Below are 16,550 nucleotides of genomic sequence, written 5' to 3'. Positions count from 1 at the left end.
AACCCAAACCGAAAGGATGCGATGATGGCTCTGAACGAAGGTGACAAACTGCCCGAGGGCAAGCTGCTGAAAATGACCGGGAACGGCCCTGCCGAGGTCGATCTGTCCGAGTACCACACAGGCCGGGTCGCGATCTTCGCGCTGCCCGGCGCTTTCACCGGCACCTGCTCGACCCAGCATGTCCCCAGCTTCATGCGGACCGCGGATAAATTCCGTGAAAAAGGCGTGGACCGGATCGTCTGCATCAGCGTCAACGACCCGTTCGTGATGGGCGCATGGGAAAAGGATACCGGCGCAGCAGAGGCTGGGCTGACATTCCTGTCCGACGCGGATGGCAGCTTTACCAAGGCAATGGGCATGAATTTCGACGCCCCGCCCGCAGGCCTGTTCGGTCGCTCGAAACGCTATGCCATGCTGGTCGAGGACGGCACGATCACCACATTGCAGGCCGAGGAATCCCCCGGAGAATGCACGATTTCGGGCGGCGAATCGCTGCTGGAAAAAGCCTAGACCGGAATCATGGTGCCTTGCAGCATGGCGACATGCTTGCGGGCACCGTCCTTTTCGGCAAACACATCCGCGGCGACCACCACGATACGGCGGCCGGCGCGGATGACGCGGCCCTCGGCCACCAGCCGGTCGCCCAAAGCCGGGGCCATCAGGTTGATCTTCATTTCAACGGTCATAACCTCGGCACCTTCCTCCATGACCGTCAGCGCCGAGTAACCCGCCGCCGAATCGCCGATGGAAAATGCCAGCCCCGCATGTCCCGCCCCATGCTGTTGCAGACTGCTTGGCAGAATCGGCGCAACCAGAACCACCCGGCCCTGATCCAGGCTGACGATCTCTGCCCCCAATGTCTGCATCATGGTCTGTTTCGCAAAACTCCCGCGAACCCGCTCGTCCATATCCATTCTTCTTCACTCCCAATACCCCGGGGTCCGGGGCAGCGCCCCGGTCCGGCGTCACTCCTCGAATAATGGCTGCTGCTGAGGTGTTTTCGGCGCGTCCAGCCCAAGATGCCGCCAGCCCTTCGCGGCCAGCATCCGCCCCCTCGGCGTCCGTGCGATCAGCCCCTGTTGCAGCAGATAGGGCTCGATCACCTCCTCGATCGCGTCGCGGCTTTCCGACAGCGCAGCCGAGATTGTCTCGACCCCGACCGGCCCGCCGCCGTAATTTTCGGCGATCAGCCCCAGATAGCGGCGGTCGGCGCCGTCCAGTCCCAGATCGTCGACGCTCAGCCGTGTCAGCGCATTATCGGCAATGGCACGGGAAATCCGCCCGTCCCCCTCGACCAGAGCAAAATCTGCCACGCGCCGCAGCAGCCGGCCCGCGATACGGGGGGTGCCGCGTGCCCGCCGCGCGATCTCTCGTGTGCCGTCCGGATCGGCTTCATATCCCATCAGCCGCGCACCGCGCCGCACGATTTCGTCCAGCTCATCCTCGGTATAGAATTGCAGCCGCGTCGGAATCCCGAAACGGTCCCGCAACGGAGTTGTCAACAGGCCAAGCCGCGTCGTCGCGCCAACCAGGGTGAAGGGTTGCAGTTCGATCCGCACCGTCCGCGCGGCCGGGCCTTCACCGATCATCAGATCCAGCTCGAAATCCTCCATCGCGGGATAGAGGACCTCTTCCACCGCCGGATTCATCCGGTGGATTTCGTCGATGAACAGCACATCGCGGTTTTCCAGATTGGTCAGGATCGCTGCAAGATCGCCCGCGCGGGCCAGAACCGGCCCCGAGGTCATCTTGAAATTCACCCCTAACTCACGCGCCATGATCTGCGCGAGTGTTGTCTTGCCCAAACCGGGCGGACCGTGGAACAGCGTGTGATCCATCGCCTCGCCCCGGCGGCGTGCGCTTTCGATGAAAACGCGCAGATTGGCGCGGGCCTCGGCCTGACCGATGAACTCGCTCAGCGCCTGAGGGCGCAGGGCGCGGCCATGTTCGTCTTCGGGCAGAGGCTCGGGCCGCAATGTCGGGTCAGGAGCGTCCATTCAGCCTCAGATTTCTCAGCGCGGCGATGCGGTCTTCGGTGTGCGGATGGGTGCGGAACAGGCTGTCCATATTCATCCCTGAGAGCGGGTTGATGATGAACATAGATGCCGAGGCCGGATTACGCTCAGCCGGGACATTCACCACGCGCCCCGCCGCCTGCGCGATCTTGTTCAGCGCCGAGGACAGCCCCTCGGTCTGCCCGGCGATTTCCGCGCCGAGCGCGTCTGCCTGAAACTCCCGCGTCCGGGAAATCGCCATCTGCACGAGACTGGCGGCAATCGGTGCGAAGATCATCGCAGCCAGCCCGGCCAGCAAACCGCCGCGCCCGTTTCTGCCGCCCATCCACATCGCCATGCTTCCCAGCATGGCAATTGCCCCGGCCAAGGTCGCGGCAACTGTCATGGTCAGCGTATCGCGATTACGGATATGGGCAAGCTCATGCGCGATCACGCCCGCCAACTCATCCCGGTTCAGGATCTGCATCAGCCCCTGCGTGACCGCGACCGCGGCGTTATCCGGGTTGCGTCCGGTGGCGAAAGCGTTGGGTTGCTCGGTCTGCAGCACATAGACCGCCGGCATGGGCAGCCTTGCATTCTGCGCCAGTTCCGCGACCATATCGACCAGTTCCGGCGCGTTTTCGCGGGTGACGGGGACGGCGTTATTCTGGCGCAGAATGGCCTTGTCGCTGTTCCACCAGGCCCAGATATTCCCGGCCCCGGCGAAAACCAGTGCGAAAAGCGCCCCGGCAGTTCCGCCGATCAGCCACCCGAGCGCCATCAGCAATGCGGTCAGCGCGGCCATCAGGACGAAGGTACGAAGCGTGCTGGACATGAAACCTCTCCTTATTCTTTCGGCGCCAGAAGACGCAGCGCCGCGCGGATCAACGCGGGCGTTGTCGCTTCCGGTTCCGTTTGGGCGGCCTGCGCCACGGCAGAGGCGGCCTCGGACGGGTTATAGCCCAGATTGCTCAGCGCAGACAGCGCTTCGGATTGTGCAGCGGCATTGCCTCTGGTCATTGGGGCCGGTGTGGCGGCGGTTGGGGACGGAGAAGCAGGTGCGGTCTCTCCGGGCTCGATGACTGGCGAGCCTGCATCCACCGTCAACGCACCGCCCATCGCCATGACCGAGGGAGCTTTGTCCTTCAGCTCCAGCACCACGCGTTGCGCCAGTTTCGGGCCGACTCCGGGTGCTTTCCTGACCGCCGACCAGTCGCCTAGCGCAATGGCGCGGCCCAATCCCTCGGCTCCGAGCGTTCCCAGAACCGCCAGAGACGCCTTGGCCCCGATCCCCTGAACGCTGGTCAGCAGCTTGTGCCACTCTTTTTCCAGCAAGGTCGGAAAGCCGAAAAGCTGCAACAGATCTTCGCGCACAAGAAGATCCGTATACAGCGCCGCCGCCCGACCCGCTGGCGGCATTTCGGCAGCGGTGCGTTCGCTGATATGCACGATATAGCCAACCCCGCGCACGTCGATCATGACGTGATCCGGGGCGCGGTGCAGGATGATGCCTGCGATACGTCCGATCATGCGCTTGCCTTTATGCGGATGCCACGGGATTGCAGGTGATGCGCATGGCAGATCGCGATGGCAAGTGCATCTGCCGCATCGGCTCCGGCGAATTCGACGCCGGGAAGCTGGTGGCGGACCATGTGCTGAACCTGTTCCTTACCGGCATGGCCGACGCCGACCACGGCCTTTTTCACCGCGTTGGGGGCGTATTCGCCGATCTCCAGCCCTGCCTCGGCGGGGGCCAGAAGGGCGATGCCACGGGCCTGACCCAGCTTCAGCGTGCCGACCGCATCCTTGTTGACGAAGGTCTGTTCGACGGCGGCGGCAGTCGGCAGATGCGCCGCGATGACCGCTGCCAGACCGCGATACAGAAGCAGCAGGCGCGGTCCCAAATCGCCCGGCCCCGAGCGGACGATTCCATTCGCGACATGGCGCAGGCGCGGGCCGTCCAGTTCGATCACGCCCCAGCCCATATTCTGTAATCCGGGGTCGATACCCAGCACTCTCATGGATGCAACCTGCCCTCTATCGGTTTGTTTTCCCAACGCTAGCACGAAACGCGAACATCGGGGAAGGGCTTTGCTGAGATACGTGGCTTGCTTGACACTGCCGCCCGCATCCCTGACACAAAGATTAACGAAACGCGGAGGACAGATGTCGCCAGCCCTGATCGCAGCGCTGCCCTTCCTGGGCGCATTTTTGCCCGGATTGCTTATCCGCTCGGGACGCAATGTTGCCGCGTTTTCCTGCGGAACGATGACATTTCTCGCCCTGATCGGAGTATGCCTGCATATTCCCGCCATTCTTGATGGAAATGTCATTACCGACAGCTATGAGTGGCTGCCCCGGATCGGGTTGAATGCCAGTTTCCGTCTGGACGGGCTGAGCCTGCTTTTCGCGATTCTGATCCTCGGGATCGGGCTGCTGATCATCATCTATGCGCGGTATTATCTGTCCAAGGACGACCCTGTCGGGCAGTTCTATACCTATCTGATGCTGTTTCAGGGCGCGATGGTCGGGATCGTCCTGTCCGACAATATCCTGCTTCTGCTGGTCTTCTGGGAGCTGACTTCGCTATCCTCTTTCCTGCTGATCGGGTACTGGAAATACCTGCCCGAAGGCAGGCAGGGCGCACGTATGGCGCTGACCGTCACCGGGATGGGCGGGCTTGCGATGATCGCGGGGGCGCTGATCCTCGGCAATATTGCGGGCAGCTATCGGATCGGAGATATCCTGCTGGCGAAAGAGGCGATTCAGGCCTCGCCCATGTATCTGCCTGCGCTGATCCTGATCCTGATCGGAGCGTTCACCAAATCGGCGCAGTTCCCGTTCCATTTCTGGCTGCCACATGCAATGGCCGCGCCGACTCCGGTTTCAGCCTATTTGCACAGCGCGACGATGGTGAAAGCGGGGCTGTTCCTGATGGCGCGGCTGTGGCCGGTTCTGTCCGGTACGCCGGAATGGTTCTATATTGTCGCCACGACCGGGCTGGTCACAATGCTGATTGGCGCGGTGATCGGGCTGTTCAAGGACGATCTGAAGGCGCTTCTGGCCTTTTCCACGGTCAGCCATCTGGGACTGATCACCATGCTTCTGGGTCTGGGCACCAAGGCCGGAGCGATCGCGGCGGTGTTCCACATCATCAATCACGCGACCTTCAAGGCCGCCCTGTTCATGACGGCGGGGATTGTCGATCATGAAACCGGCACCAGATCCATTGCCCGGCTGGGAGGTCTGCGCAAGCTGATGCCGGTGACGTTCCTGATCGGCACAATTGCCGCGCTGTCTATGGCGGGGATTCCTCCGCTGAACGGCTTTCTGTCGAAAGAGATGATGCTGACCGAAGCCGCCGAGACCGTTTGGGGAGGCTATCAAAATCTGTTCTTCGTGGTGGCCTGTATCGCGGCGCTGTTCTCGGTCGCGTATTCCTTCCGTTTCATCTGGCATGTGTTCTTCGGCAAGCAGCGCGAGGATTATCCGCATCACCCGCATGATCCGGGTCCGGGTCTGTGGTTCAGCCCGGCGCTGCTGGTGACTCTGGTGGTGCTGATCGGGCTGATGCCGATGACCATGTCGGGCTGGCTGGTGCGGGTCTCGGCGGATGCGGTCACGGGGACGATGACCGAGCCGCATATCTATCTGTGGCATGGCGTCAATGCCGCGCTGATCGGTTCGATCATCGCGATTTGCGGAGGCGCTGTGCTTGTGCTGTTCCACCGCCCCTTGCAAAACATCTGGGACTCCGTACCCCGGCCCGAGGCGAAGGTCATGTTCGATGCCGTGATCCGGCGGGCGGCGCTTTGGGCGCAGGCGGTGAATGATGCGCTGCATGACGGGCGGCTTGCCCGGGGGGCAAGCATGATGGCGATCACCATCGTCATGGCCGGGGTCTTTGCATGGGCCACCGGAACCGTCGGCCCGGCCACACGGCCTATGCTGCCCATCGACCCGGTGCCGACGATTGCCTTCATTCTGCTGATCGTGGCGACCGGCTGCATGGTCACCTTCCACCGCAACCGTCTGCTGGCGCTTGTGCTGATCGCCATTGTCGGGCTGATCGTCTCTGGTGCGTTTGTCTATCTTTCGGCGCCGGATCTTGCCCTGACCCAGATCTCGGTCGAGGTGGCGACGGTGATGCTGATGCTTCTGGCGCTGAACTTCCTGCCCAAGCGCACTTGGGTCGAGACCGGAGGCCTGCGGCGCGGTGCCGATGCGCTGATCGCGACGGCGGTCGGTCTGGCCTTTGGCGGTCTGGCCTATGCGATCATGCGGCGGGATTTCGCGTTCGAGACGATCTCGAAATACCATCTGGAGAACAGCTATAAGCTTGGCGGAGGCGATAACGTCGTCAACGTCACTCTGGTCGATTTCCGCGGTTATGACACATTTGGCGAAATCACCGTTCTGGGGATTGCCGCCCTTGTCATCTATGCGATGACCGAAACCCTGATGACGGGCCGTTCGTCGCGTCGGCTGCTGAACTGGCGGCATGATCACCGCGAGGCCGGAGACCGGCACCCGCTGCTTCTTGTGGTGGCCACCCGGGTTATTCTGCCGATGTCGCTGACCGTGGGGCTGTTCATCTTCCTGCGCGGGCATAACCAGCCGGGCGGAGGGTTCGTCGCCGGTCTGATCGTGGCGATTTCCCTGCTGATGCAATACATGGCGTCGGGGTTTGCATGGGCGCAGGAAAAGCAGCGCGTGCCGTTTCATGCCATGATCGGTCTGGGCGTCGTCGTGGCGGCGGCGACCGGCATGGGGGCGTGGCTTTGGGGCGTGCCGTTCCTGACCTCGAACTATACCTATGTGAAGCTGCCCTTCCTTGAAGAGTTCGAGCTTGCCACGGCGATGGCCTTCGATCTGGGCGTTTTCCTGTGCGTTCTGGGCGCGGTGATGCTGGCGCTGAACTCTCTGTCGCGGATCGCGCGGCGGGCGGGGGAAACCGTTAACCGGGAGCCGATGGATATCGACCCGTCCCGGGAACACAGGCATGAAACAGAGGGGGCCCGCTGATGGAAATGCTCGTTGCAACCGCGATCGGGGCGATGGCTGCCTCTGGGGTGTATCTGGTGCTGCGCCTGCGGACCTTCCCGGCAGTGATCGGGATGACGATGCTGTCCTATGCGATCAACCTGTTTCTGGTCACGACCGGGAGGCTTGCGGTCGATAAGCCGCCGATCCTGCAATATGATGCTCCGCTGAGCGCCTATACCGACCCGCTGCCGCAGGCTCTGACGCTGACGGCAATCGTGATTTCCTTCGGGATGACGGCTGTCGTCGTGCTGCTGGCGCTTGGTGCCTATATCGAGGGCGGGGACGATTATGTCGACATGCCCGATGCCGACCGGCGCGAGGACGGGGGCGCCGAATGAGCCATTTTATCATTGCTCCGGTCGTTCTGCCTGCGGTTATCGGCGGTCTGATCATCCTGTGGATGCGTCACGACATGCTGTTGCAGCGCGTGTTCTCGACCGCCGGTTCGGTGCTGTTGCTGGGTGTCTCGCTGTATCTGGCCTTCCATGCCAGCAGCGGCGAGATCTTCGTCTATCGTCTTGGCAACTGGCCCGCCCCGTTCGGCATCGTGCTGATGCTGGACAAGCTGGCGGCGCTAATGCTGGTTCTGGGCGCATTTCTTGCCGTTGTGGTCCAGCTTTATGCCATCGGGTCCGGCTGGGATCGCAAGGGCTGGCATTTCCATGCGCTGTGGCAGTTCCAGATGATGGGTGTCATGGGCGCGTTCCTGACCGGAGACGCTTTCAACCTGTTCGTGTTCTTCGAGGTTCTGCTGATCGCCTCATATGGTCTGATGATCCACGGCGGCGGGGCGCTGCGCCTGCGGGCGGGTGTGCAGTATGTCATCATCAACCTGATGGGTTCGACCCTGTTTCTGGCCGCGCTCGGAACGCTTTACGCAGTGACCGGGACGCTGAACATGGCCGATATGGCAGTCAGGGTCGCCGAGATGCCGCCCGAGGATACCGCGCTTCTGCGGACCGGGGCGGTGCTTCTGATGCTGGTCTTCGCGATCAAGGCGGCGCTTGTGCCGCTGCATTTCTGGCTGCCCTCGACCTATGCCAACGCGCCGGGGCCGGTGGCGGCGCTGTTCGCGATCATGTCGAAGGTCGGGATCTATTCGATCATCCGCTTCTATACGCTGGTTTTCCCCGGAGATTCCGTGGTCGAGACCATTGTCTCGGATATGCTGCTGCCCGCTGCGCTGATTACGCTGGTGGTCGGCCAGATCGGGGTGCTTGGCGGCAGGCATATGGGACGTGTCGCGGCGCTTTCGGCCATCGCCTCGATCGGGACACTGGTCATTGCCGTGTCGATGTTCACCCCGGAATCGATCTCGGCGGCGCTGTATTACACCATGCACTCGACGCTTGCCGCTGCCGCGCTGTTCCTGATCACCGACATGATCGCCGCCCGCCGCAACGGAGAGCTGTGGCTGAGCCTGCGGCCCAAGATCCGCGACAGCGGGCTAATCGCCGCGCTGTTCTTCGCGACGGCAATTGCGGTTGCCGGGCTACCGCCTTTGTCCGGCTTCATCGGCAAGCTGCTGGTGCTGGAGGCGACGCGGGACGATATGTGGTGGGTCGGGATCTGGACAACGATCCTGGTCACCTCGCTGTTCGCCATTGTCGGCTTCGGTCGCGCCGGATCGACCCTGTTCTGGCTGCCCTTCCAGTTGCAGCGCATTGAGGCCCAGGCCGAGGAAGAAGGCAGGCCGCGTCCCGAGGGTCCGATCCCGCCCAAGCTGGAACCGGATGAGCATATTCAGGATATCGACGATGCCGTATCGCCGACGCTGACTTTCGTGTCGGTCGGGGTGCTGCTGGCCGGTCTGGTGGCGCTGACCATCTTCGCCCGGCCTGCGATGATGATGGCCGATGCAGTATCCCTGCAGCTTTTCGATCAGGCACCCTATGTCGAATCCGTGCTGGTCAATCAGGAGGGCGCACGCGAATGAAGCGATTATTTCCGCATCCCTACCTGTCCGTGCTGCTGGTCATTGTCTGGCTGCTTCTGGTCAATGATTTCCGCTGGGGGTCTCTGGTTTTCGGGATGATCCTGTCGGTTGTGATCCCGGTTCTGATCGCGCCGTACTGGCCTCACCGTCCGACGATCAGCTCACCGCTGAAAACGCTGCGCTATGTGGCTCTGGTGATGTACGATATCGTTGTCGCGAATATCGAGGTTGCGCTGATCGTGCTATTCAAGTCCAATCGGGCGCTGCAACCCGCATGGGTGGTGGTGCCGCTTGATCTGCGCTCTCCCGAGGGGATTTCGGTTCTTTCGGGTACGATCACGCTGACTCCGGGGACGGTAAGCTGCGATCTGTCGGAATGCGGCCATGCGCTGCTGGTGCATTGCCTTCACGCGCCCGACCCCGATTCTGTCGTTCGGGACATCAAGACCCGCTATGAGAAGCGACTGAAGGAGATTTTCATATGATCGAATATGCAATTCTCTTCGCATTTGCCTGTTACGGCGTTGCGCTGCTGTTCAGCCTGTATCGCGTGGTGATCGCTCCCGGTGTGCCGGATCGTATCCTTGCGCTCGATACGATGACGATCAACATGATCGCGCTGCTGACGCTGTTCGGGATCAATCAGGGCTCGGAGATGTATTTCGAAGCGGCATTGCTGTTCGCGATGGTGGGGTTCGTGTCGACCGTGGCCTATGCGAAATTCATCCTGCGCGGCGATATCATCGAATAGGAGCGGCGAATGGACCTTTTCTTTGAAATTCTTGTCTCTGCGCTGCTGGTCATCAGCGGGATATTCGGTTTCGTCGGATCGTTCGGGCTGGTGAAACTGCCCGAGCCGATGACGCGGCTTCATGCGCCGACCAAGGCGACGACACTGGGCGTCGGATCGGTGCTGATTGCCTCAATGGTGTATTTCGCCTGGTTCGCCGGTGAGGTGAGCTGGCATGAGCTCATGATTGCCCTGTTCCTGTTCCTGACGGCTCCGGTCACGGGGCTGATGATTGCAAAGGCCAATATCCACCTGCAATGGCGCAGGGAAGAGCTTCCGCCGACCGGAACGGGAACCGCATGGTCCACCCAGTCCGACAGACCCAGCATCATGGATGACGGGGCGGATTCGCGGCTTGTCAGCGAGGGCGATTAGGTCGGCGTGAGCGGGGCGGGACGATGCCCAAATGCACCGCCCCGCCCGAAGATCAGACCGCCGTTACAGCAGATCGGCGTGACGCATCGCGTCGTCAATCGCGGTCTTGGTGGGCTGTGTCAGCCCGACCAGAGGAAGCCGCACACGCTCATTTCCCATGCCCAGTTTCGAAAGCGCATATTTCGCGCCGACCAGACCGGGCTCGATAAACAAGGCCACATGCAGAGGCATCAGCCTGTCCTGAAGCTCAAGCGCTTTCGCGTAATCTCCGGCAAGCGTGGCCTCCTGAAACTCGGCGCAGAGCCGGGGCGCGACATTCGCCGTGACGCTGATACAGCCGATACCGCCATGTGCGTTGAACCCAAGCGCGGTGGCGTCCTCGCCCGAAAGCTGCACGAAATCGGGGCCGCAGGTGATGCGCTGCTGGGAGACCCGTTCAAGCTTGCCGGTCGCGTCCTTGACCCCGACGATCCGGGGCAGCTTCGCAAGCTCTCCCATCGTTTCCGGGGTCATATCGACGACGGAACGGCCGGGGATGTTGTAAATGATGATCGGCAGGCTGGTTGCGTCATGAATCGCGGTGAAATGCGCGACCATGCCCGCCTGAGTCGGTTTGTTGTAATAGGGCGTCACGATCAGCAGCCCGTCCGCCCCGGCGGATTCGGCATGCTGCGCCAGCCCGATCGCTTCACGGGTCGAGTTGGACCCGGCACCCGCAACCACCGGCACACGGCCATTCGCGATGCTGACGACCTCACGGACGACCTGACGATCCTCGGCATGGCTGAGCGTCGGAGATTCGCCGGTAGTCCCGCAGGGAACCAGACCGTGACTTCCCTCGGCAATCTGCCACTCGACGAATTTCTTCAGCGTGTCCAGATCCAGCTCGCCGTCCGGGGTGAACGGCGTGATCATTGCGGGCATCGACCCTTTGAACATGACACGCTCCTGTTGCATGAGGTTGAAAAACTGGCGGGACACTAGACGTGGCGGCAGGATTTGCCAAGCTTGTGAATTGCAGACCGGCGGGGTTCGACCCAGATTGGGCATGATGATGTATGATTTTCGCACTCTGATCGGGGCTGCAGCCCTTTCCGTCCTGCCGGTGCTGCCTGCACCGGCGGAATCCATCCCCGATATGGCAACGGCGCTGACCGCCGCGGGTGCCCGCAACTGGCAGGCGGCGGATGAAGCGGCGGGCAAGTCGGGCGATCTGGCGCAGGCTCTGGTCGATTGGCATGCACTCCGGGCCGGAGAAGGGGACTTTGCCGAGTATCTCGCCTTCGCGCAGGCGCATCCCGACTGGCCGGGGATGGAGCTTCTGTATCAGCGCGGCGAGGCGAAGATGTCATCGTCGCTGCCGCCCGGGCAGGTGATCGACTGGTTTTCCGGTCATGCGCCGGTCACGGCGGGCGGTGCGATGATCTATCTGGCGGCCTTGCGGCAAGAACAGCCGGACCGCGTGAGGGACGAGGCAAGGCGGATATGGCTGTCCATGCGCATGAGCACCGCCGAGGAAACCGCCTTTCTTGCCGCGAGTGGCGAGGATGTCTCGGATCTTGCCGATGATCGCGTCTTCGCGCTTCTCGATCAGTTCGAGTGGCAGGCAGCGGCGCAGGGCGTTTCGCGGATGAGCGCCGCCGCCCGTCCGCTGGCCGAGGCTCGCATTGCGACGCAGGCGCGGCGGCAGGGTGTGGATGATCTGATCCTTGCGCTGCCCGAGGATCGGCGGAACGATCCCGGACTGGCGATGGACCGCTTCCTGTGGCGTGTAGAGGCCGGACTGCCCGAACTTGCGCGAGAGTTGATGCAGCAGCAATCCGTATCCGCCGAGGCACTGCGCCGTCCGGAAATCTGGGCCGGTGCGCGGGCCGATTACGCTCGTGCCTCTCTGCGGGCGGGTGACTGGGACGCGGCGGAAAAGATCGCCGCACCGCATTTTCTGGAACCCGGAACCGAGGAATTCGCCGATCTGGAATTCCTCGCCGGTTATTCCGCGCTGAAAGCCGGTGCACCGGATCGTGCATCGGATCGCTTCCGGCGTCTGTCGCAGGAAAGTTCCAGCGTTATCAGCCAGTCCCGGGCGCTGTACTGGCTTGGCCGGGCTGAGGAAGAGGCAGGAAATGCCGAGGCATCGCAGCAGGCTTTTTCCCGCGCGGCACAGATGCAGACCGCCTATTACGGCCAACTTGCCGCCGAGCGGATCGGGGCCGCGACGGACCCGTCCCTGTCGGTTCCGGGCCGGGCCGAGGCCGCCCTGCCGCAATGGCGTCGTGACGATCTGCGCGAGAATGACGTGTTTCAGGCCGGTGTTTTCGCCTTTGCGTCGGGCCATCCCGAGCTGGGTCAGCGCTTTTTCCTGCATCTCTCGGAAACCGCCGGGGCCGAGGATATCGCCCGCATGGCGCGGCTGACGCTTGAAATGCAGTATCCGTGGTATGCGCTGCGTCTGGCAAAACGTGCAGCCGGGAAGGGCTCGGTTTATCCGGCGGCCTATTTTCCGTTGACCGGGCTGGAAAAGGAACCGCTGGATCTGCCGCCGGAACTGATCATGGCGATTTCGCGGCAGGAATCCGAGTTCAACCACACCGTGTCGTCCCATGCCGGAGCTTTGGGGCTGATGCAGCTTATGCCCGGGACGGCTCAGGAAATGGCGCGGCAGGCCGGGCTTCCCTATGACCGGGCGCGGCTGACGCAGGATCCGGGATATAATGCGACGTTGGGCGCGGCCTATCTGAAGGGGCTGCGCGATCGCTTCGGGCCGTCCTCGGCACTTGTCGCGGCGGGGTATAATGCCGGGCCGGGGCGGTCGCGGCAATGGACGGAGCGCTTCGGCGATATCCGCACCGATACCGATCCGGTGGACTGGGTCGAGATGATCCCCTTCGATGAGACCCGCAATTATGTCATGCGCGTGACCGAGGCACTGCCGGTCTATCGTTCGCGCATTTCGGGGCTGCCGGTGGCGCTGACGCCAAGCAAGGATCTGACAGGAGATGGTTATGTCCCGCCGCCGCCGAAGCCACGGCAGACCCTGGCGGAGGTGCTGACACGCTCGGCACCGCCCCCGCAACCGGGCGATCCCCTGTCTGCCGGAGCCGAGGCTTTCGTCGAACCTGAGGGACCCGCTGCGCCCGAACCCATCAGGCCGGTGGCGCGGCCAGAACGGGGTTAGCGCATCACACCACGGCTCATATGGCGCTTTCCGGCATAGCCGGGGGCGCGGCTGACCTCGAACCCTGAAGCTGTCAGGGCGCGGCGGATATAGCCCGCCGCTGAATAGGTCGCGAAGCTGCCCTCTGGCGCGGTATGTCTGCCGACCTGATCCAGCAGCGCCTCGTTCCATAATTCGGGATTTTTTGCCGGAGAGAACCCATCCAGAAACCACGCATCCGCCATGCCCTCCCAATTGGGCAGCGTTTTCCGGGCATCTCCGATGACGATCTCTGCCGTGACCTGACCGACCGTGAAACGGGGCTGCGTGATGCCCCGGCGCAGTTCGGCGGAAAGCAGGTCCAACTCATCCGGGAAGGCGGCATGGGCGCGGCTGAGTTGCGCGGCATCCATCGGGAAGGCCTCGAAGCTGGTAAAGCGGATGGGCATTTCCGCGATCTGGGCAAGCGCCAGCAGGTTCAGCCCGGTGCCGAAACCAAGCTCGGCAATATGGAAACCGGGGTGCAGCCGGGCGGGAAGATCGTTTCCGGCCAGAAACACATGCCGGGTTTCCTCCAGCCCTCCGGCAAGGCTGAAATAGGGATCGTCGAACCGGGTCGAGACCGGAATGCCGCCCTCTCGCCAGTCAAGCTGCGGTGTCTGGTTCTGTTCGCTCATTGGCGTTAACTCCTTGCCGGGCAGAACTGACGAAAGGGTGGGCCGATGGCAAGCATTACCGTGATCGGTGCCGGAATTGCCGGGCTGAGCGTCGCGTGGGAGATAATCCGGCGTGGATATCAGGTCACCGTGATCGAGGCAAAGCAGGTCGGTGCGGGGTCCTCGGGCGGCACGGTCGGGGCGCTTGCGCCGCATGCGCCGGATAGCTGGAACCTGAAGAAACAGGTGCAGTTTGACAGCCTGATGGCAGCCGGGCAGTTCTGGGATGAGGTCGCGCAGACCGGCGGAGGGGATCCCGGCTATGCAAGGACGGGCCGGATACAGCCCGTGAGCGTGTCCGATCTGGACCGGATGCAGGCGCGGATCGACGGTGCTGCCGTGAATTGGCAGGGGAAAGCGCGGATCTGGCTGACGCGTACGCCAGAGGCGGCGCTGATCCCGGAAAGCCCGGATGGGTGGTGGCTGATGGACGATCTGACGGCGCGGGTGAACCCTTACCGGGCCTGTCACGCTCTTGCCGCAGCGATTCGCGCGAAAGGCGGCGAGATCGTCACTGGCCGCTCGGTGACGGTTGCAGATGCGGGCCAGAGGACCATCTGGGCGACCGGAGCGCCGGGGCTGACGGTGCTGGGGGACGATCTGGGCCGCAAGCAGGGGCAGGGCGTCAAGGGGCAGAGTGCGCTTGTGGATTTTGCGGCCCCCGAGACGCCTCAGATTTATGTGGACGGGCTGTATATCGTGCCTCATGCGGATGGCACGACCGGTCTTGGCTCGACCTCGGAGAACAGTTTTGCCCATGCGCAGGTGGATAGTGGCCTCGATGAGGTGATCGCCCGCGCGTTTAAACTGTGTCCGGCACTGGCGGGGACCGAAATCCTGAAGCGTTGGGCGGGGATTCGTCCGCGGGCGCGGTCCCGGGCACCTCTGATGGGTGTATGGCCCGGGCGTCCGGGGCAATTCGTGCTGAATGGCGGTTTCAGGATCGGGTTCGGCATGGCGCCCGAGATGGCCCGCATGATCGCCGATCTGGTGCTGGAGGTACGCGACGCCATTCCCGATCTTTTCCGGCTTCAGGGCAGGGGCGAGACGCCGATCACCGCCGGATGAAGATGCAGTAGCCCCGCCCACAACACCACCGCGATCGCCAGACGCGACAGCGAGGGCAGCTTGCGGGGTTGCCAACGTCCGTCAAGCAGAGCCGCAAAGGGCCACAAAGAGGTATGCGCGGCAAGCCGGTCGAAATCCGGCAGGTTCCGCCTTGCCCTTGCATCGGCCGCCAAGACTCCGGACAGCGCAAAGACCAGCAGAGGGGCGAAGAGCAGCAGATGCGCGAGGTCTCCGTTTGCCAGAAGATGCACCGAAGCCCAGATCGCGAAGGCCCACATCAGCGGATGTCGCGTCATCCCTGCAATGCCGGGCCTGTCGGGGTCGAACCCCTCTGCCGTGCCGCCGAAGGAGAAGGGGTTTTTCGCTCTGACCGAAAACACCCCAAGCAGGATCGCAAACGGCATGGCGATATTCGCAATCCAGCGTTGCCACACTGCCTGCTGCCATATCTCGATGAACGGAGCACGGCCCGCTGCCATCAGAAGCCAGTACAACAGCGCCACCGATACAACGCTGAAAACAATGATATAGCCTGGCTTGCCGAGAATACGGATGATACGTGTTTTCAGCCCCGGTCGCATCGGGATTGCATGAGCCGCCAGAAAAGCTGCAAATGCTGCTGCGAATTCGGCCCAGTCCGACATTCTGACACTCTGCCCCGGCTTGTGATCCCAAGCGGCTCGTGCTTGGCTGGTGAAGATCTATCCAAACCTGCCGCCGGTTTCCAGCATGACCCGTCCTGCCATTCTCGTCTCTCATGGCCAGCCATCCGATCCCGATCCGCAGCAGAAAGCTGTCGAGGCGCTTGCCGCTGATGTGGCTGCGATATCTGGCAGGCGCGTTATCGGTGCCACATTGGCAAAAACCGGTGCGCTTGAAGATGCCGTTGGTGCAGCGCCGGATGCGCTTGTCTATCCGATGTTCATGGCCGAAGGCTGGTTCACCGGAACCGAGCTGCCGCGCAGACTGGAAGGCGCGGGCGGTGCGGGCCTGACGCGGCTGCGTCCGTTTGGTGTGGATCCCGGGCTCTCCGATCTTTGTCTGCGGCTTATTCGCGACGAAGCAGAGGCAAGGGGGCTTTCATTGCAACAGGTGACGCTTCTGCTGATCGCGCATGGCTCGAAAAGGGCGCGGGGATCGGCGAAAGGTGCCGAAGAGATGGCCGAAAAGCTGCGTACCGGGACGGGCCGTGTTGTGACCGGCTTCATCGAGGAAACGCCTTTTCTGGCCGACGCCGCGACCGGACTTGGACCGGACGCGATTGCGCTGCCCTTTTTCGCCACTAGGGCCGAGCATGTGACGGATGACATCCCCGAAGCTCTTGCGCAGGCCGGTTTCGAAGGACCGTGCCTGCCGCCTGTCGGTCTTGCGCCACAGGTTCCGGCGCTGATCGCCGCTGCGCTTGGCCGGGGTGACGCCGCGATTGCCTCGGAGCGTTTGCGCGCTTAGGTTCCGCCCATCGAATAATGCA

General features: G+C 62.8%; 18 protein-coding genes. 10 read left to right on the top strand and 8 right to left on the bottom strand.

All coding sequences use genetic code 11. The features are described from left to right. Window positions 1-24 precede the first annotated feature (24 nt). Window positions 25-510 carry a peroxiredoxin gene (locus PAE61_RS15410; RefSeq protein ID WP_271113229.1) on the top strand — a complete coding sequence of 162 codons (486 nt, stop codon included), beginning with the start codon at window positions 25-27 and terminating at the stop codon, window positions 508-510. Here the strand turns inward: PAE61_RS15410 and PAE61_RS15405 are convergent. Genes PAE61_RS15405 through ruvC form a run of 5 tightly spaced genes read right to left on the bottom strand, consistent with a single transcriptional unit; the run spans window position 507 to window position 4,015 of the window. Then, a complete protein-coding gene (locus PAE61_RS15405; RefSeq protein ID WP_271113228.1) occupies window positions 507-908 on the bottom strand; it encodes a PaaI family thioesterase in 402 nt (133 codons plus the stop codon). The genes PAE61_RS15410 and PAE61_RS15405 overlap by 4 nt on opposite strands. A gap of 57 nt (window positions 909-965) precedes the next feature. Next, complete coding sequence (gene ruvB, locus PAE61_RS15400; protein WP_271113227.1) at window positions 966-1,997, bottom strand: Holliday junction branch migration DNA helicase RuvB; 1,032 nt, start codon at window positions 1,995-1,997, stop codon at window positions 966-968. After that, a complete protein-coding gene (locus PAE61_RS15395; RefSeq protein ID WP_271113226.1) occupies window positions 1,984-2,829 on the bottom strand; it encodes a zinc metalloprotease HtpX in 846 nt (281 codons plus the stop codon). The genes ruvB and PAE61_RS15395 overlap by 14 nt, the downstream gene beginning before the upstream one ends. 11 nt (window positions 2,830-2,840) lie before the next feature. Next, window positions 2,841-3,524, bottom strand: coding sequence for a Holliday junction branch migration protein RuvA (ruvA, locus tag PAE61_RS15390; protein ID WP_271113225.1), 684 nt, complete (start codon window positions 3,522-3,524; stop codon window positions 2,841-2,843). Then, window positions 3,521-4,015 (bottom strand): crossover junction endodeoxyribonuclease RuvC, encoded by a 495-nt coding sequence (gene ruvC, locus PAE61_RS15385; protein WP_271113224.1) that lies wholly within the window; start codon window positions 4,013-4,015, stop codon window positions 3,521-3,523. Before ruvC ends, ruvA begins: the two co-directional genes overlap by 4 nt. A gap of 145 nt (window positions 4,016-4,160) precedes the next feature. Here ruvC and PAE61_RS15380 point away from each other — a divergent pair, with 145 nt between their 5' ends. Genes PAE61_RS15380 through PAE61_RS15355 form a run of 6 tightly spaced genes read left to right on the top strand, consistent with a single transcriptional unit; the run spans window position 4,161 to window position 10,141 of the window. Continuing rightward, a complete protein-coding gene (locus PAE61_RS15380) occupies window positions 4,161-7,019 on the top strand; it encodes a monovalent cation/H+ antiporter subunit A (protein WP_271113223.1) in 2,859 nt (952 codons plus the stop codon). Continuing rightward, the gene (locus PAE61_RS15375) at window positions 7,019-7,378 is read left to right on the top strand and encodes a Na+/H+ antiporter subunit C (RefSeq protein ID WP_271113222.1); all 360 of its coding nucleotides are present in this window, start codon (window positions 7,019-7,021) and stop codon (window positions 7,376-7,378) included. The genes PAE61_RS15380 and PAE61_RS15375 overlap by 1 nt, the downstream gene beginning before the upstream one ends. Then, entirely contained in the window at window positions 7,375-8,976 is a 1,602-nt protein-coding gene (locus PAE61_RS15370; protein ID WP_271113221.1) for a monovalent cation/H+ antiporter subunit D, read from the top strand. Before PAE61_RS15375 ends, PAE61_RS15370 begins: the two co-directional genes overlap by 4 nt. Beyond that, window positions 8,973-9,461, top strand: a complete 489-nt coding sequence (locus PAE61_RS15365) for a Na+/H+ antiporter subunit E (RefSeq protein ID WP_271113220.1) — start codon at window positions 8,973-8,975, stop codon at window positions 9,459-9,461. The genes PAE61_RS15370 and PAE61_RS15365 overlap by 4 nt, the downstream gene beginning before the upstream one ends. Then, window positions 9,458-9,727: a K+/H+ antiporter subunit F gene (locus PAE61_RS15360; RefSeq protein ID WP_271113219.1), complete on the top strand. Its 270-nt coding sequence runs from the start codon at window positions 9,458-9,460 to the stop codon at window positions 9,725-9,727. The genes PAE61_RS15365 and PAE61_RS15360 overlap by 4 nt, the downstream gene beginning before the upstream one ends. A gap of 9 nt (window positions 9,728-9,736) precedes the next feature. Beyond that, window positions 9,737-10,141, top strand: a complete 405-nt coding sequence (locus PAE61_RS15355) for a Na+/H+ antiporter subunit G (protein ID WP_271113218.1) — start codon at window positions 9,737-9,739, stop codon at window positions 10,139-10,141. Between the two features lie 63 nt (window positions 10,142-10,204). On the opposite strand, the gene dapA is transcribed toward PAE61_RS15355, so the two are convergent. Further along, a complete protein-coding gene (gene dapA / locus PAE61_RS15350; RefSeq protein ID WP_271113217.1) occupies window positions 10,205-11,080 on the bottom strand; it encodes a 4-hydroxy-tetrahydrodipicolinate synthase in 876 nt (291 codons plus the stop codon). Window positions 11,081-11,195: 115 nt separating this feature from the next. Here dapA and PAE61_RS15345 point away from each other — a divergent pair, with 115 nt between their 5' ends. Continuing rightward, on the top strand, window positions 11,196-13,316 hold the full coding sequence (locus tag PAE61_RS15345; RefSeq protein WP_271113216.1) for a lytic transglycosylase domain-containing protein: 2,121 nt from the start codon (window positions 11,196-11,198) through the stop codon (window positions 13,314-13,316). On the opposite strand, the gene mnmC2 is transcribed toward PAE61_RS15345, so the two are convergent. Further along, window positions 13,313-13,972: a tRNA (5-methylaminomethyl-2-thiouridine)(34)-methyltransferase MnmC2 gene (gene mnmC2 / locus PAE61_RS15340; RefSeq protein ID WP_271113215.1), complete on the bottom strand. Its 660-nt coding sequence runs from the start codon at window positions 13,970-13,972 to the stop codon at window positions 13,313-13,315. The two genes, PAE61_RS15345 and mnmC2, sit on opposite strands and share 4 nt — an antisense overlap. 45 nt (window positions 13,973-14,017) lie before the next feature. On the opposite strand from mnmC2, the gene PAE61_RS15335 reads away from it, so the two are divergent. Then, complete coding sequence (locus PAE61_RS15335) at window positions 14,018-15,079, top strand: NAD(P)/FAD-dependent oxidoreductase (RefSeq protein ID WP_271113214.1); 1,062 nt, start codon at window positions 14,018-14,020, stop codon at window positions 15,077-15,079. On the opposite strand, the gene PAE61_RS15330 is transcribed toward PAE61_RS15335, so the two are convergent. After that, entirely contained in the window at window positions 15,043-15,723 is a 681-nt protein-coding gene (locus tag PAE61_RS15330) for an NnrU family protein (protein ID WP_271113213.1), read from the bottom strand. The two genes, PAE61_RS15335 and PAE61_RS15330, sit on opposite strands and share 37 nt — an antisense overlap. A gap of 85 nt (window positions 15,724-15,808) precedes the next feature. On the opposite strand from PAE61_RS15330, the gene PAE61_RS15325 reads away from it, so the two are divergent. Next, the gene (locus tag PAE61_RS15325) at window positions 15,809-16,528 is read left to right on the top strand and encodes a CbiX/SirB N-terminal domain-containing protein (protein WP_271113212.1); all 720 of its coding nucleotides are present in this window, start codon (window positions 15,809-15,811) and stop codon (window positions 16,526-16,528) included. The last annotated feature ends 22 nt before the right edge of the window (window positions 16,529-16,550 follow it).

It is taken from the genome of Paracoccus aerodenitrificans (genome assembly GCF_027913215.1).
Lineage (GTDB): Bacteria > Pseudomonadota > Alphaproteobacteria > Rhodobacterales > Rhodobacteraceae > Paracoccus > Paracoccus aerodenitrificans.
This window is presented reverse-complemented; position numbering and strand designations above follow the sequence as displayed.